Here is a 15,210-nt window from a genome sequence, read left to right as displayed (position 1 = left end):
CCACGTGAGTCACCCTCCCTTGTTTTTCGACGCGTAGTCCACCTTGTAACGGAGATGCATGACGCCGGCCTGTCGCACCTCGGACGAGATCATGGATAGTCGAAGTCGGTCAGCGAGTCCGTCCGGCCGCGCCCCGAATATCGTCCGACTGCTGGTCCGTCCGCAGATCGCCGGGAAAAGGAGCAAGCTGATCTCGTCGACGAGGCCTGCTTCGAGGAATTCTGCATTGGTGTGCGCGCCACCCTCGAGGATCAGCCGCTTGATCCCGAACTTCGTGTTCAGTGTCTCGAGCGCATGGACGAGATCGATCTTATCGCTCGCTGCGGTAACATAGGATATGCCATCGGAAGACAGTTCGGCCAGATGGGCGTCTGGAACGTCTCGTCCCAGCAGCACAATTGTGGCCGCGCCATAGGTCTTCGGTCCACTCCAGTGCAGCTTGCCGTGTGGGTCAATTAGCACCGCATATTCGTCGGCGCCACTGCGCGCCACGTGAACAGGCCGCTCCACGGAGGGTATCGGTATCGGCGAATGTGGTTTGCCGTCGGCGAATTCAGCACCGACGGCCCGACCGGAAATCCAGGCGTCTGCGCCGAACTGTTCGTGCACGCGGTCATACTCAGCGATCAGCGCGTCGTAGGGTTGTCCGGTGGACGGGGTCCACTGCTCGACAAGAAGTTGACCGTCAAGCGGGCCCATCATGTGGCAGACTACATAAGGCTTCATTCGCGCGTCTCCTTTGCTACAAAATCGTCGAAGCGTTTCTTCCAGTCGGGATGCCAGCGCGATAGGGCGGGGCGGTTCTCGGTCATGTCTGTGGCGCCCCATAGAATACGCGCGGCGTCGAGCTCCGGTGTCACGGCGCCGTCGGGACAGATGACATAGAAATCACCCGCCTCGACCCGAGGCACCATGAAGTCGATCACCTGCTCGGCTGTCCACGTGCCTGGCGGCTGCTTTCCGTCCGGGGCATGAGTCATGCCGGTGTAAGTCCATCCGGGAACCAGCAGATGCGCCGTCACGGCAGCACCCTTTTGGCGCAGACCGTGAGCCAGCTGCTCGGTCAAAGTCTTCACGCCCGATTTGGCGACGTTATAGGCGGGAAAGCCCGGCGGATTGGTGATGCCCTGCTTGGAGCCGGTGTTAATGATCGCGCCGCGCGCAGGCTGGAGCAACATCGCTCCAGTGAATGCGTGGACGCCATTCACGACGCCCCAGAAGTTGACCTCAATGATCTGGCGCCAATCGCTCAGCCCGGTCCAATTGTCGTCCTCTCGGCCGCCGATCGCCGCATTGTTCATCAACACAGCGACGTTGCCGAAGGCACTGACGGCGAGGTCGCGCAAGCGCTCTAGATCTTCGAATCGGGTGACATCGCCGGCGAGGTGCCGGACGTCGGCTTGCAGGCCGCTCGCGACCCCAGCCAGCGCATGTTCGTTCTTATCGAACAGCACCAGGCGCATGCCAAGCGCGGCGAAGTGCTCCGCCGCTGCACGGCCGATTCCGCTGGCCGCGCCAGTGATGACAGCGACATTGCCTTTACCAAACAATGTCGGTCTTCCAACTCTGTCGTCCATGTCAACGGTTCCTTGCTTTGGGTATGAGGAAAGCCGACCCTAGGCGGCCCGGCTCCCGGCCGCTTCGCTGCTTTTCGCGCCCGCGCAAAGCCATGGAAGCAGTGTGGATAAGACCATCACCATCAATCCTGCGGCTGCGAGCGCCGACCCGACAAAACCAGTCGATGGCCAGCCGTAGCCGGCGCTGATAGCCATTCCGCCCATCCAGGCGCCGATGGCGTTGGAGAGGTTGAAGGCAGAGTGATTCACGGTCGCCGCCAGCGATTGTGCATGCCCTGCCACCGCCATCAGGCGCGCTTGCAATGCGGGCACCAGGGCGAATCCGATGCCGATCATGAAGAGCGCCAGACCAGCCGCTACGGGGCCCGCATTGACCGCCAACGCGAAGCCGGCAAGGAAGACCACGTTCCATAGGATGATGCCAAGGATTGATGGAATCAGCGCACGATCAGCAAGCCATCCTCCGGCGACGTTGCCGGCGATCATGCCTAGTCCCCAGAGCGCCAGGAAAGCCGGAACGTGCGCCGCGGCGACACCGGCGACCTCGGTTAGCGTCGGAGTGATGTAGCTGTAGACTGCGAACATTCCACCGAAGCCGATTGTGGCGACCCCAAGCGTCAGCCAGATCTGTGCGCTGGCGAAAGCCGAGAGTTCGCGCCGCGGACTGGCCTGCTTGTCCGCTGCGACAACTGGGATGAATACGCGTAGCAGTCCAACTAGTGATAGGCCCCCGAGAGCTACCAAGGCGAAGGCCGAACGCCAGCCGAAAATCTGGCCCAGCCACGTTGCGATGGGTACGCCGAGGACGTTGGCGGCAGCGAGGCCGAGCATGACGCGGCTGATCGCCTGGGCTCGGTTAGACGGAGGGACCATGGCCGCCGCCACGATCGAGGCCGTGCCATAGTAGGCGCCATGGGGAAGACCGGCGATGAATCTCGCGGCTGCGAGGCTGAAGAACCCTGGCGCCAGCGAGGACGCCGCGTTGCCGAGCAGGACGATTGAGCCAAGCACCAAGAGCAGCGTCCGCCGCTCCATTTGAGCCGTGAGCACAGCAAGCAAGGGAGAGCCGACGACCACGCCCAACGCATAGGCGCTGATGAGATTGCCCGCGTGAGGTATTGAAACGCCGACGGATTCGGCCATGCCGGGCAACAACCCCATGGCGGCGAATTCCCCGGTACCAATGAACAAGCCGCCCAGCGCGAGCACGACTTGTGCAGCAGCCAGCCCGCGAGGCGAAGTGATTACTTTATGGCTCATTGCAGTCGCAACTCTCTTCTCTCTGCGATGGCAGTCAGACTGCCGATGATGGCTAAGACATCCCCGCTCTGGGGAACTAGCCGAGATATCCGAACGGAGATCTCGCCGCTCACTTTGGTCACGCCGTCAATTCGGCCATCCCGCCTCACGCGAACCGTGAAGTGGACGATGTTTCCTCTAATCTCAGGCGCCTGCCGCCCAGCTCAAGCACGCTAAGGCGTAGTTGGAGTGCCGCTCCACGAAGCATACTGGTTTGATGCAGGGCTCGATGTGAGCGGCTTCGGCCGCATCTCTCGTGGTCACTCCTTGTTCGTCCAGCGATACTCCGGCTTGTAACCTAAGATGCGCTTCGCTTTCTCGTTCGACAGCACCACCTCGTTGCCCCGAAATCTCCTCCGGCGCTCGATATTTGGGAAGTACCTGTCGAGTAGTTCTTCCGTCGGGGTCCGCATCACCGTCTCGTCATTCGTGATGAAGAACGCGTCCTTCCCGCGGACATCGTATTCAATGGATTGGGCGATCGCCTGCGCAACGTCCCGATTGTCGACGTAGGTCCAGAAATTCCAGAGGCGCTGGGTTGGATCGTCCTGCCAACGTTCAAACCCCGGGTACTCTTCAGGTTCCATCACGTTGCTCAGGCGCAGGCATGTGATGCGCAGTTCCGGATCGTTCAGGCAGAACTGCCGCGCCATCTCCTCCCCCAGCACCTTGGTCAGTGAATAGATGTTGTAGCCTCGCATCGGGTAGTCTTCGTCAACAGGAACGTATGGCGCGTCGGTTTTGTCGTAAGGCACGCCGGTCCCGACTTCGCTGGCCGTCCACACGATGTCTTTGATACCTTGTTGTCGGCAAGCCTCGAACACGTTGAAGGTGGCCATCATGTTCAGCCGGAATTCATCGCCGTCCGGGATCATGCGGGGGTGAGGCATGCTTGCAAGATGAACGACCACGTCGAAGGCCCGGCGTTCAGGGCGTGCGTAAACGTCCTTGCCGACAGACGACAGTGCGTCAAGTGCCTGACCGAAGTCCGTAAGGTCAGCCACCATCACCGGCTCATCAGGACTCTGTGGTCCGTCGCGATCGATAACGAACACGTCGTAGCCCCGCTCGCGTAGATACGGGACCAAAGTCTTGCCAATCTTGCCGTGGCCGCCGGTGACGGCGACTCGCTTGTTGCTCTTTGCCACTCTCCGGGTCTCCGAATTGATCGCCGATCGCCGCGATCGGCGGTCTTATAACGAGCGTCTGCCGGAAAGGCTGCGCTACGAAATTCAATGATGCGTGCAACTGGGCTCAACATCCTCGCGCGGAGGGAGGGGCGCTCTGGACGGATTTGCCCCATGCAGAGGCGGCGACTGACCGCGCCCGGACCAGGCGGGCAAGGCTTGGCCGATAAGCTAATAACGTTCCGTCGCGTGAGGTTGACGTGATCACGCAGCCGGAGCGCACGCCGTCATCGTCTTTTGAGGTGGCATTAAGGGCAGTGCAGCGCCGCGGCTCGACCGCAGTGAGGCAGATACGTGGTGAATGTCGTGAGCGATCGACCGAATAGCGGCGGATCACAAGTACGGCCGACTCGACTTGGCGGGCGTATTGCTCGAGTGCGGTCGCGGAGGTTTTGATTCGTCGTAGCCATCCGGCCGAGATCCGGTTTCGCGCCGGTCTTTGCGGGACGCGAGAATCCACGATCTCGTTGATGTCAACTCTGTTTCGGACGCACGAAGTGGCTTCTTCGATCGGTGGATCTGACCGAAGGCCGGCTTAGAAGCCTCAATCGCGTATGGCGCAACAGAGGCGTCACAACGTTCATCCCCTGCCGCCTGCGCCGTCATTCCTCGAGAAACAAGAAAGTTACTCCTTTGCTGTCGAGCCCCTGCGGGGTGCGCCGTCGATCGCCTCCGGCCTGTCGATCACCATCGAGGCCGCAAAGTGCGGGCTCGGAAAACAGAGACCAAGGAGGACTACCATGGCGACCATCGGCACCTTCAAGACGACCGGCAACAACGAGTCCGGGCGCTCTATCCGCCAAAGGAATGGACGGACGACCCCGCTCGCCTGAAAGCGGCGCATGTTCCCGAGCGATATGGGCTTTGCGACGAAGCCGAAGATCGCGCGTCGAATGGTCGCTCGCGCCGTCGCCGCAAAGGCGCCGTTCTCGTTCGCGGCGGCGGACAGCGTGTATGGCTCAGGTGAGATCGAAACCTGCTGCGCAAGGCGGGAAAAGGCTATGTTCTGGGGGTTCTTACAATCACGTGTTCCGTTCCCGGGGCAAGCAGCAGCCTGTCGCCGGCACCACCTCCGCGATCGCGCAGAGCCTTCCCAAGAAGGCCTGGCACCGCTCGGCGTCCGGCGAAGGGACCAAAGGTCCGCGCTGGCCAGTGGTCCGGCGATTCGCCGTTAGGGTCGGGTTGTTGACACCAACCTGATTCGAGGAACTACCGATGACCGACGAGATGATGAACCTCGGACGCTCGTGGAGAAGACCCTGATGCGGATCTGCGGCGGGAGATGATCGGCTTGCCGCCCAGTTACTGATGGAGCTGGAAGTGCAAGGCCAGACCGGAGCGGCCTACGGCCAGAAGGATCCCGAGGGCCGGCGCAGCGCAACCGTTACCGCTAGGAGAGGTGGGCTTTGTTTTCCGTAGTAGCTAGCGCCGACATCGGAGTGGCTTCCGACGAACCACACCTGCTGCAGCCAATCCGCATGCTTGAAATTCGCGCAAGGGCTGCCCCGCATCTCAGCGCGAGAGCAGGCCTTTGTCGGGCACTTGCTGGGCCGGTTGTCGACATTAAGACTCAATGCCAGAAACCTGACACTACGCGCCGCTACGAAGTGTCTGCTGAGCCTGCGAATTCACTTCGGCACGCGATTTGCTCTGTTCACGGCATCGTCGCCAATCGCACTGCGATGGTCTTCGGGGACCGACCGCCGCGTTCGCGTCTGGTCCCCTCCGACGGTTTGCTGTGGCAGTGACTTGGCGCTCGGTTGTTGACTGAGAAAATGCAGGCAAGTGTTGGATGCGGTCTAGAATGCTTCTTTTGGGAGCCGCAACAATTGCGCCCGTCGCGAGCGGCGCAACCAAAACGGCGAACCTTGAGCCAGGAGTGAAACTGCCACCGGCGGTGCGGGATTGGTCCGGGGGCTATATAGGCGGACAGGTTACGGTCGAACCTCCTTCACCAATCCCTGCGGTCAGTCGATTCATGGCGATGCCGACAGGTTCGATGTCACCCGGCACAACCCGCACCTGTCGATTGGCCACGGGCCGCGTTTCTGCTTGGGCGCTGCGCTGGCCCGCCTGCAATTGATGCGCCTTCCCCGCACTGTTCGTGCGACTGCAGGATCTAGCGCTGATCATCGCCGCGGAGGACGTCGTCTACATGCCGTTTTACGTCATTCGCTGCCCGCAGCGCCCGCCGGTCACCTTCCGCCCTTCCATCGCTCAGAGAGTGAAGTGCCACCATGTCCGAGCAACCCTTGCCGACGCTGCCGATGTGGCGCGTCGATCACATCGAGCCCTCGCCCGAGATGTTGGTGCTATGCGCTAAGGGTCCGATCCACCGCGTGCGCTTCCCGTCCGGGCACGAAGGCTGGTGGGTGACAGGCTACGACGAGGCCAAGGCGGTGCTGTGTGACGCGGCGTTCCGGCCCGCGGGAATGCCGCCGGCGGGATTCACCCCAGATTCGGTGATTCTCGGTTCGCCGGGCTGGCTGGTCTCGCACGAGGGGGACGAACATGCCCGGTTACACGCGATCGTGGCGCCGTCCTTCAGCAGCCACAGGGTGAAGCTGCTCGCCCAGCAGGTCGAGGCTATCGCCGCGCGGTTGTTCGAGACGTTGGCGGCCCAGCCCCAGCCCGCCGACCTGCGGCACCACCTCTCATTTCCCCTTCCGGCCATGGTCATCAGCGCGCTGATGGGCGTGCTCTACGAGGACCACGCCTTTTTCGCCGGGCTGTCCGACGAGGTGATGACGCACCAGCATGAAAGCGGCCCGCGCAGCGCTTCGCGCCTGGCTTGGGAAAAACTACGCGCCTACATTCGCGGTAAGATGCAGGACAAGCGCCAGGATCCGGGCGACAATCTGCTGACGGATCTGCTCGCGGCGGTTGACCAGGGCAAGGCGACCGAGGAAGAGGCGATCGGCCTGGCGGCGGGGATGCTGGTGGCGGGCCACGAGAGCACCGTCGCGCAGATCGAATTCGGCCTGCTGGCCATGTTCCGCCATCCGCTACAGCGCGAACGCCTGGTCCGCGATCCATCCCTGGTCGACAAGGCGGTGGAGGAGATCCTGCGTATGTACCCGCCGGGCGCGGGCTGGGACGGCATCATGCGCTATCCGAGGACCGACGTGACCATCGCGGGCGTGCATATTCCCCCGGAAAGCAAGGTGCTGGTCGGCCTGCCGGCGACATCGTTCGATACGCGCCATTTCGTCGACCCGGAAATCTTCGACATCGGACGCGAGGGAGAGCCGCACCTGGCGTTCTCTTCCGGGTCGCACTCCTGCATCGGCGCGGCGCTGGCCAGGCTGGAACTCAAGGTGGTGTTCGGTTCGATCTTCCAGCGCTTTCCCGAGCTGCGCTTAGCCGTAGCGCCCGAAGAACTGAAGTTGCGCAAGGAGATCATCACTGGTGGGTTCGAGGAGTTCCCGGTGCTCTGGTGATACGCCGCGGATCGCGATCTTCTCCGCAACTGCCGGCGCGCCTCGCGCGCGCCGGTCAGATCAGCCAGCCAACAGGTAACCATCAACGTGCAAGAAACCACGGCGGCATGCCGGGACGCCTTCGCCGAACTGGCGTCGCCAACCTGCATCCACGACCCATATCCGTTCATGCGGTGGTTGCGCGAGCACGATCCGGTGCATCGCGCGGCGTCGGGCCTCTTTCTGTTGAGCCGCCACGCCGATATCTCCTGGGCGTTCAAGGCCACGGGCGATGCGTTTCGGGGACCGGCGCCTGGCGAACTGGCGCGCTATTTCCCGCGTGCGGCGAGAAGCCTGTCGCTCAATCTGCTGGCGTCCACGCTTGCGATGAAGGACCCACCGACGCATACGCGTCTGCGCCGGCTGATCTCGCGCGATTTCACCATGCGCCAGATCGACAACCTGCGGCCGAGCATTGCGCGCATCGTCGCTGCGCGACTGGAGGGCATGGCGCCCGCGCTGGAGCGCGGGGAGGCGGTGGACCTGCATCGGGAATTCGCGCTGACCTTGCCCATGTTGGTCTTCGCCGAACTGTTTGGCATGCCCCAGGACGACATTTTCGGGCTCGCCGCCGGCATCGGCGGCATTCTGGAAGGCCTGAGCCCGCACGCCAGCGATCCCCAACTCGCCGCGGCGGACGCGGCCAGTGCCAGAGTGCAGGCCTACTTCAGCTGCCTCATACAGCGCAAGCGCACCGATCCCCGCCACGACATCGTGTCGATGCTGGTCGGCGCACATGATGATGATGCCGACACGCTGTCGGATGCCGAGTTGATTAGCATGTTGTGGGGCATGCTGCTGGGCGGCTTCGCCACCACTGCTGCGACCATCGACCATGCGGTCCTGGCGATGCTGGCGTATTCCGAACAGCGGCACTGGCTGCAGGCAGACGCCGCGGGGGTGAAGGCATTCGTCGAAGAAGTCCTGCGATGCGACGCGCCCGCGATGTTCAGCTCCATTCCGCGTATCGCCCAGCGCGACATCGAACTGGGCGGCGTGGTGATCCCGAAGAACGCGGACGTGCGCGTGCTGATCGCGTCCGGCAATCGCGACCCGGACGCCTTCGCCGATCCCGATCGCTTCGATCCCGCGCGGTTCTACGGCACCAGTCCAGGCATGTCGACCGACGGGAAGATCATGCTGAGCTTCGGCCACGGCATTCACTTCTGCCTCGGTGCGCAACTGGCCCGGGTGCAGTTGGCCGAGAGCCTGCCGCGGATCCAGGCCCGCTTCCCCACGCTGGCATTGGCCGAGCAGCCGACCCGGGAGCCCTCGGCGTTCCTTCGGACGTTCCGTGCGCTGCCGGTGCGGCTGCATGCGTAGGGGAGCTGAGATGCGCGTCACGGTCGACCAGGATCTGTGCGGAACCAGCGGGCAGTGCGTGCTGACGCTGCCGGGCACCTTTCGCCAGCGCGAACCGGACGGCGTGGCCGAAGTGTGCGTGGCGACCGTCCCGCAGGCGCTGCACGCCGCCGTGCGGCTCGCGGCCAGCCAGTGCCCGGTCGCCGCCATTCGGGTCATCGAAAGCGACGCTGGCCATGGCGAGCGCGCCAGCGCCGACCCTGCGCCTTCTCCAGCGGAGGCCGAGCGACATACCGCGAAAGACCAGCACAATCTAGGATGACATGATGGGACGGTTTGAAGGCAAAGTGGCCGTGGTGACCGGCGCCGGCGCCGGCATCGGCAAGGCATGCGCCCTCGCCATCGCGCGCGAGGGCGGCAAAGTGGTGGTGGCCGACATTGATGGCTCGGCGGCTATCGCCTGCACCGCGCAGATCGCGGCCGAAGCGGGCCACGCGCGCGCCCTGGCGATCGACATCGCCGATGCGCAGGCGGTGGCAGCGCTGTTCGGGACGGCGGAGCGGCACTTCGGTGGGGTCGACCTGCTGGTGAACAACGCGAGCGCGATGCATCTGACCCCGCGTGACCGCGCGATCCTTGAGCTGGACCTAGCGGTCTGGGATCAGACCATGGCGACCAATCTGCGTGGCACGCTGCTCTGCTGCCGGCAGGCCATCCCCCGGATGATCGCCCGCGGCGGTGGCGCGATCGTCAACATGTCGTCGTGCCAGGGGCTCAGCGGTGACACCGCGCTGACATCCTACGCCGCGTCGAAGGCGGCGATGAACATGCTGTCGGCCTCACTCGCCACCCAGTACGGTCATGCGCAGATCCGCTGCAATGCGGTTGCGCCGGGTCTCATCATGACCGAGCGACTCCTCGCCAAGCTGGACGCGTGCATGCAACGGCATCTGCGGCGCCACCAGCTCCTGCCGCGCGTCGGCCGCCCCGAGGACGTGGCCGCGCTGGTGGCGTTCCTGCTCTCCGACGATGCTGCGTTCATCACCGGCCAGGTCGTGTGCATCGATGGCGGCATGCTGGCGCATGTGCCGACATACGCCGACGGTGGCAACAGCCGCGCGGCGCGGCCTGCCGGCGAGACCGCCGAAGCAGACGCGGCGCCGCGCTGCTGATGGACATGCTGCTCAACCCGCTGAACCGTCGGCATCGGCTGCGGCACGACATCCCGGTCGTGCCCGGCGCTTTCCCGCTGGTCGGGCATCTTCCCGCCATCGCCAGAGACCTGCCGCGCCTGCTGCGGCGCGCGGAACGGACGCTGGGTAGCCAGTTCTGGCTGGATTTTGGCCCTATCGGCCACCTGATGACCTGCATGGATCCGGATGCTCTCGCACTGCTCCGGCATAAGGACGTGTCCTCGGCGCTGATCGAAGACATCGCGCCCGAATTGTTTGGCGGAACGTTGGTCGCCCAGGATGGCATCGCGCACCGGCAGGCGCGCGATGCGATCCAGGCGGCGCTTCTGCCCAAGGGGCTGACACAGGCCGGCATCGGCGCGCTGTTCGCGCCTGTCATCCGGGCGCGCGTGCAGAGGTGGCGCGACCAGGGCGACGTCACCATCCTGCGCGAAACCGGCGATCTGATGCTCAAGCTTATCTTCAGTCTCATGGGAATCCCCGCGCAGGACCTGCCGGGATGGCATCGCAAGTACCGGCAACTGCTGCAGTTGATCGTCGCGCCCCCGGTCGACCTGCCCGGACTGCCCTTGCGGCGCGGCCGTGCCGCCCGCGACTGGATCGATGCGCGGTTGCGCGAGTTCGTCCGCGCCGCGCGCGAACATGCCTCGCGCACCGGGTTGATCAACGACATGGTGAGCGCCTTCGATCGCAGCGACGATGCGCTTTCCGATGACGTTCTGGTCGCCAATATCCGGTTGCTGCTGCTTGGTGGTCACGACACCACCGCCTCGACGATGGCCTGGATGGTGATCGAGCTAGCGCGGCAGCCTGGGTTGTGGGACGCCCTGGTCGAGGAGGCGCAACGCGTAGGCGCGGTGCCGACCCGGCACGCGGACCTGGTGCAGTGTCCGGTCGCCGAGGCGCTGTTCCGCGAGACGCTGCGCGTGCATCCGCCGACGCCGCTCCTAGTGCGTCGCGCAGTGCGTGAATTGCGACTCGGCCAACGGCGCATTCCTGCGGGTACCGATCTGTGCATCCCGCTGCTACATTTCTCAACCTCGGCACTGCTGCACGAGGCGCCTGATCGGTTTCGGCTGGCGCGGTGGCTGCAACGCACCGAGCCCATCCGGCCGGTGGACATGCTGCAGTTCGGTACCGGCCCACACGTCTGCATGGGCTACCACCTGGCATGGCTGGAACTGGTGCAGTTCTGTATCGCCTTGGCGCTGACCATGCACGAGGCCGGGGTGCGACCGCGGTTGCTGAGCGGCGTCGAAAAAGGCCGGCGCTATTACCCGACCGCACATCCGTCCATGACTATCCGCATCGGATTCTCATGAGCTGGCATCGCATGCCCCCTGTGGTGAGGCAGCGGTGCCGGCGACGCGCGGCATTGCTGCACTCGGCGCGCGCGCTCGGTGCGAGGCCCGCAACACCGCGGCGGCTCGCCGCTCGCCGTGGGCATCTCCTGGCAGGTACAAGGACATGAACAACATGCAGACCGGTTACACGCCACACGACGACCGAGCTGGCGTTTCCGCCAACGGCGGATTGGGCGCCCAGGCGCGCGGCGCATCCGGCAGGCTGCTGCCCGAGATCTGGATGCAGGACGGCGCAAAGCGGGTCGAACAGGCGTTGGCGCGTCTTCTCTGCGCCGAAGACGACGGTGAGACCGAGCTGATGGCGGCGATGCGCTACGCCACCTTGCATGGCGGCAAGCGCACCCGCGCCTTGCTCTGTTTGGCTGCCGGCGCACTGGCCGACGCGCCGGCGCACATGCTCGACGACGTCGGTGCCGCCATCGAGATGATGCACGCCTGTACGTTGGTCCACGACGATCTGCCCGCGATGGACGACGACGTGCTTCGCCGCGGCCTTCCGACCGTGCACGTCAAGTTCGGCGAAGCCACCGCGATCCTGGTCGGCGATGCGCTGCAGACGCACGCCTTCCTGACCCTGGCGAGCCTGGATGCACCGGGCGACAACCGCATCGCGCTCGTGCGCGAACTGGCGCAGGCGGTGTCCGCCGAGGGTGCCGCGGGCGGGCAGGCCATGGATCTGTCGCTGGTTGGAAAGCACGTCGAGCTGGACAGGATCCTGGTGATGCACCGGATGAAGTGCGGAGCGCTAGTGCGCGCATCCGTTCGCATGGGCGCGCTATGCGCCATCTCGGAGGATGCCGCGCACGCTGCGCTGTACTGTGCGCTCGATCGCTACAGCGCCTGTTTCGGCCTGGCGTTGCAGGTGATCGACGACATTCTCGACGCGACAGCGGATACCGCGACGCTGGGCAAGACCCCCGGCAAGGACGCGGCGGCGCGGAAGCCGACCTGCGCGTCGATCATGGGGCTGCAGGCAGCGCGCCAGTTCGTGCCGGATCTGTTGCGCGACGCCGGGGAGGCCGTCGCCCCGTTGGGGCCGCGTGCGGAGCGGTTGGCGCAGATCCTGCAGCGGGCCAACGCGTATCTGTTCAAGCACGCGCCATGCGCATGAGCGCGCCCGTCCGCATGGAGTCGCCCCTGTGCCGCTGCGATCGGCCGGCGGCAGCGGTGCATGCTGCACTGTGTCCGAGTCCGCGGCGCCGATCGCAGCGGTGCCCAGCACGCCCGCGACGGGCCTGCGGCGACGTGCGCGGCGTCTGCCCGATCTGGTTCCCGTCAACCGTCTGCAGAAGGAACATCCCGCGTGAACGCGCTGGCTGAACAGATCCTTTCCGAATTGCGCCACCTGCTGAGCGAGATGCGCGATGGCGGCAGCGTCGGTCCATCCGTCTACGACACGGCGCGAGCTCTGCAGTTCCACGGCAACGTCACCGGTCGCCAGGACGCATACGCGTGGCTCATCGCGCAGCAACAGGCCGATGGCGGATGGGGAAGCGCGGACTTCCCGCTGTTCCGTCATGCGCCGACGTGGGCGGCGTTGCTGGCATTGCAGCGTGTCGACGCTCTTCCCGGCGCTGCCGACGCTGTCCAGGCTGCAACGCGGTTCCTCCAGCGCCAGCCCGATCCCTATGCGCATGCGGTGCCGGACGACGCGCCGATCGGCGCGGAGCTGATCCTGCCGCGGTTTTGCGATGAGGCCGCATCCCTGCCGGGCGGCGAGGCGTTTCCGCGCCACCAGGCGCTGCTGCCGTTGCGGCAAGCGCGGGTCAAGCTGGGAGCCGTGGCGACGTTGCCGAGCGGCCATCCGTTGCTGCACTCCTGGGAAGCCTGGGGGACGTCGCCGACCACCGCATGGCCTGATGATGACGGCAGCATCGGCATCAGTCCGGCAGCCACCGCCGCGTGGCGTGCGCACGCCGTGACACAGGGGAGCACGCAGCAGGTCGGGCGCGCCGACGCGTATCTGCAGGCGGCATCGCGAGCGACGCGCAGCGGCATCGAAGGTGTCGTTCCCAACGTCTGGCCGATCAATGTGTTCGAGCCATGCTGGTCGCTGTACACATTGCATCTGGCCGGTCTGTTTGCGCATCCCGCGCTCGCCGGAGCGGTGCGCGTGATCGTCGCGCAGCTCGACGCCCGCCTTGGCGTGCGCGGTCTGGGTCCGGCCGTGCACTTCGCGGCAGATGCGGACGACACCGCCGTTGCGTTGTGCGTCCTGCGCCTTGCAGGCCGCGACCGGGCGGTCGATGCGTTGCGCCATTTCGAAATCGGCGAGCTGTTCGTCACCTTCTCCGGCGAGCGCAATGCCTCGGTGTCGACCAACATCCATGCCCTGCATGCGTTGCGACTGTTGGGAAAGCCCGCCGTCGGCACCAGCGCTTACGTCGAGGCCAATCGCAACCCGCACGGTCTCTGGGACAACGAAAAATGGCACGTTTCATGGCTGTATCCCACCGCGCATGCGGTCGCAGCGCTGGCGCAAGGCAAGCCCCGGTGGCGCGACGAGCGCGCGCTGGCGGCGCTGCTGCAGGCGCAGCGCGACGACGGCGGCTGGGGCGCCGGTCGCGCGTCCACATTCGAGGAAACTGCCTATGCGCTGTTCGCGTTGCACGTGATGGACGGGAGTGAAGAGCCGACAGGGCGGCAGTGCATTGCGCAGGCGGTGGCGCGTGCGCTGGAGTGGATGCTCGCCCGCCATGCGGCGCACACATTGCCGCAGACTCCGCTGTGGATCGGCAAGGAACTCTATTGCCCCACCCGGGTCGTGCGCGTGGCCGAACTCGCCGGGTTGTGGCTGGCGCTTGGTTGGGGGCGCCGCGTCCTCGCCGAGGGAACAGGAGCGGCGCCATGATTCAGACCGAACGAGCGCTGCAGCAGGTGCTGGAGTGGGGGCGTTCCCTGACCGGGTTCGCCGATGAGCACGCCGCGGAAGCGGTCAGGGGCGGCCAGTACATCCTGCAGCGCATCCACCCGAGCCTGCACGACATCAGCGCCCGCACCGGCCGCGATCCGCAGGACGAAACGCTGACCGTGGCGTTCTATCGCGAACTGGCGCTGCTGTTCTGGCTCGACGATTGCAACGACCTTGGCCTGATCGCACCGGAGCAGCTCGCCGCGGTGGAGCAAGCACTGGGGCAGGGCGTGCCGTGCGCGTTCCCCGGATTCGAGGGTTGCGCTGTGCTGCGCGCTTCGCTGGCCGCGCTCGCCTACGATCCTCGCGACTATGCTCAGCTTCTCGACGATACCCGGTGCTACTGCGCGGCGCTGCGCGCAGGACACGCGCGGGCGGCAGGGGCGGGACGCTGGTCCTACGCCGAGTACCTGCACAACGGCATCGATTCGATCGCCTACGCGAACGTGTTCTGTTGCCTGTCGTTGCTGTGGGGACTGGACATGGCGACCTTGCGCGCGCGTCCGGCGTTTCGCCAGGTCCTGCGGCTCATCTCCGCGATAGGGCGCCTGCAGAACGATCTGCATGGACGCGACATGGACAGCTCGGCCGGCGAGGCCGACAACGCGGCGATCCTGCTGCTGCAGCGCTATCCGGCTATGCCTGTGGTGGAGTTCCTCAATGACGAGCTGGCCGGGCATACTCGCATGCTGGAGCGGGTGATAGCGAAAGAACGCTTTCCTGCGCCCTGGGCACCGTTGATCGAGACCATGGCGGCCATCCGCGCGCAGTACTACCAGACCTCGACCAGCCGCTACCGCAGCGACGCTGCGGGAGGAGGCTAACGTGCGCTGGCCTGAACGCGCGGGAGGCGGCGGCGTGCGCGCGATGCCGCGGTCCGATCCGACGCAACACCGTC

Annotated in this window: 12 protein-coding genes and 1 pseudogene; 9 read left to right on the top strand and 4 right to left on the bottom strand. The window is 65.2% G+C overall.

Features of this window, described 5'->3' with window-relative positions; genetic code table 11:
- Window positions 1-9: 9 nt before the first annotated feature.
- From XH81_RS02965 to XH81_RS02950, 4 genes are all read right to left on the bottom strand, one after another.
- Entirely contained in the window at window positions 10-726 is a 717-nt protein-coding gene (locus XH81_RS02965; protein WP_271595683.1) for a dihydrofolate reductase family protein, read from the bottom strand.
- Window positions 723-1,577, bottom strand: coding sequence for an SDR family NAD(P)-dependent oxidoreductase (locus XH81_RS02960; protein WP_271595682.1), 855 nt, complete (start codon window positions 1,575-1,577; stop codon window positions 723-725). The genes XH81_RS02965 and XH81_RS02960 overlap by 4 nt, the downstream gene beginning before the upstream one ends.
- A 39-nt stretch (window positions 1,578-1,616) precedes the next feature.
- Entirely contained in the window at window positions 1,617-2,837 is a 1,221-nt protein-coding gene (locus XH81_RS02955) for an MFS transporter (RefSeq protein WP_271595681.1), read from the bottom strand.
- A gap of 299 nt (window positions 2,838-3,136) precedes the next feature.
- Window positions 3,137-4,024: an NAD-dependent epimerase/dehydratase family protein gene (locus XH81_RS02950; RefSeq protein WP_271595680.1), complete on the bottom strand. Its 888-nt coding sequence runs from the start codon at window positions 4,022-4,024 to the stop codon at window positions 3,137-3,139.
- An 823-nt stretch (window positions 4,025-4,847) separates the two neighbouring features.
- Here XH81_RS02950 and XH81_RS02945 point away from each other — a divergent pair.
- From XH81_RS02945 to XH81_RS02905, 9 genes and pseudogenes are all read left to right on the top strand, one after another.
- A pseudogene (locus XH81_RS02945) lies at window positions 4,848-5,209 on the top strand (transposase); the annotation flags it as partial.
- Window positions 5,210-6,300: 1,091 nt separating this feature from the next.
- Window positions 6,301-7,503: a cytochrome P450 gene (locus XH81_RS02940; protein ID WP_271595679.1), complete on the top strand. Its 1,203-nt coding sequence runs from the start codon at window positions 6,301-6,303 to the stop codon at window positions 7,501-7,503.
- Window positions 7,504-7,584: 81 nt separating this feature from the next.
- Window positions 7,585-8,865 (top strand): cytochrome P450, encoded by a 1,281-nt coding sequence (locus XH81_RS02935; RefSeq protein ID WP_271595984.1) that lies wholly within the window; start codon window positions 7,585-7,587, stop codon window positions 8,863-8,865.
- Window positions 8,866-8,875: 10 nt separating this feature from the next.
- Window positions 8,876-9,166 carry a ferredoxin gene (locus XH81_RS02930; protein WP_271595678.1) on the top strand — a complete coding sequence of 97 codons (291 nt, stop codon included), beginning with the start codon at window positions 8,876-8,878 and terminating at the stop codon, window positions 9,164-9,166.
- A 4-nt stretch (window positions 9,167-9,170) separates the two neighbouring features.
- A complete protein-coding gene (locus tag XH81_RS02925; RefSeq protein ID WP_271595983.1) occupies window positions 9,171-10,016 on the top strand; it encodes an SDR family oxidoreductase in 846 nt (281 codons plus the stop codon).
- Window positions 10,016-11,359: a cytochrome P450 gene (locus XH81_RS02920; RefSeq protein WP_271595677.1), complete on the top strand. Its 1,344-nt coding sequence runs from the start codon at window positions 10,016-10,018 to the stop codon at window positions 11,357-11,359. Before XH81_RS02925 ends, XH81_RS02920 begins: the two co-directional genes overlap by 1 nt.
- A gap of 154 nt (window positions 11,360-11,513) precedes the next feature.
- Window positions 11,514-12,512 (top strand): polyprenyl synthetase family protein, encoded by a 999-nt coding sequence (locus tag XH81_RS02915; protein ID WP_271595982.1) that lies wholly within the window; start codon window positions 11,514-11,516, stop codon window positions 12,510-12,512.
- A 192-nt stretch (window positions 12,513-12,704) separates the two neighbouring features.
- A complete protein-coding gene (locus XH81_RS02910) occupies window positions 12,705-14,252 on the top strand; it encodes a hypothetical protein (RefSeq protein ID WP_271595676.1) in 1,548 nt (515 codons plus the stop codon).
- On the top strand, window positions 14,249-15,136 hold the full coding sequence (locus XH81_RS02905) for a terpene synthase family protein (protein WP_271595675.1): 888 nt from the start codon (window positions 14,249-14,251) through the stop codon (window positions 15,134-15,136). Before XH81_RS02910 ends, XH81_RS02905 begins: the two co-directional genes overlap by 4 nt.
- Window positions 15,137-15,210 lie beyond the last annotated feature (74 nt).

The organism is Bradyrhizobium sp. CCBAU 25360, from assembly GCF_028128695.1.
Classification (GTDB): domain Bacteria; phylum Pseudomonadota; class Alphaproteobacteria; order Rhizobiales; family Xanthobacteraceae; genus Bradyrhizobium; species Bradyrhizobium ottawaense.
The sequence above is the reverse complement of the archived record's forward strand: the minus strand, read 5'-3'. Positions and strand labels throughout refer to the sequence as shown.

Bases quoted from the DNA above. Each gene is read 5' to 3' on its own strand.
- XH81_RS02965 (WP_271595683.1), bottom strand. From the start codon at position 726: ATGAAGCCTTATGTAGTCTGCCACATGATGGGCCCGCTTGACGGTCAA.
- XH81_RS02960 (WP_271595682.1), bottom strand. From the start codon at position 1,577: ATGGACGACAGAGTTGGAAGACCGACATTGTTTGGTAAAGGCAATGTC.
- XH81_RS02955 (WP_271595681.1), bottom strand. From the start codon at position 2,837: ATGAGCCATAAAGTAATCACTTCGCCTCGCGGGCTGGCTGCTGCACAA.
- XH81_RS02940 (WP_271595679.1), top strand. From the start codon at position 6,301: ATGTCCGAGCAACCCTTGCCGACGCTGCCGATGTGGCGCGTCGATCAC.
- XH81_RS02930 (WP_271595678.1), top strand. From the start codon at position 8,876: ATGCGCGTCACGGTCGACCAGGATCTGTGCGGAACCAGCGGGCAGTGC.
- XH81_RS02925 (WP_271595983.1), top strand. From the start codon at position 9,171: ATGGGACGGTTTGAAGGCAAAGTGGCCGTGGTGACCGGCGCCGGCGCC.
- XH81_RS02920 (WP_271595677.1), top strand. From the start codon at position 10,016: ATGGACATGCTGCTCAACCCGCTGAACCGTCGGCATCGGCTGCGGCAC.
- XH81_RS02915 (WP_271595982.1), top strand. From the start codon at position 11,514: ATGCAGACCGGTTACACGCCACACGACGACCGAGCTGGCGTTTCCGCC.
- XH81_RS02905 (WP_271595675.1), top strand. From the start codon at position 14,249: ATGATTCAGACCGAACGAGCGCTGCAGCAGGTGCTGGAGTGGGGGCGT.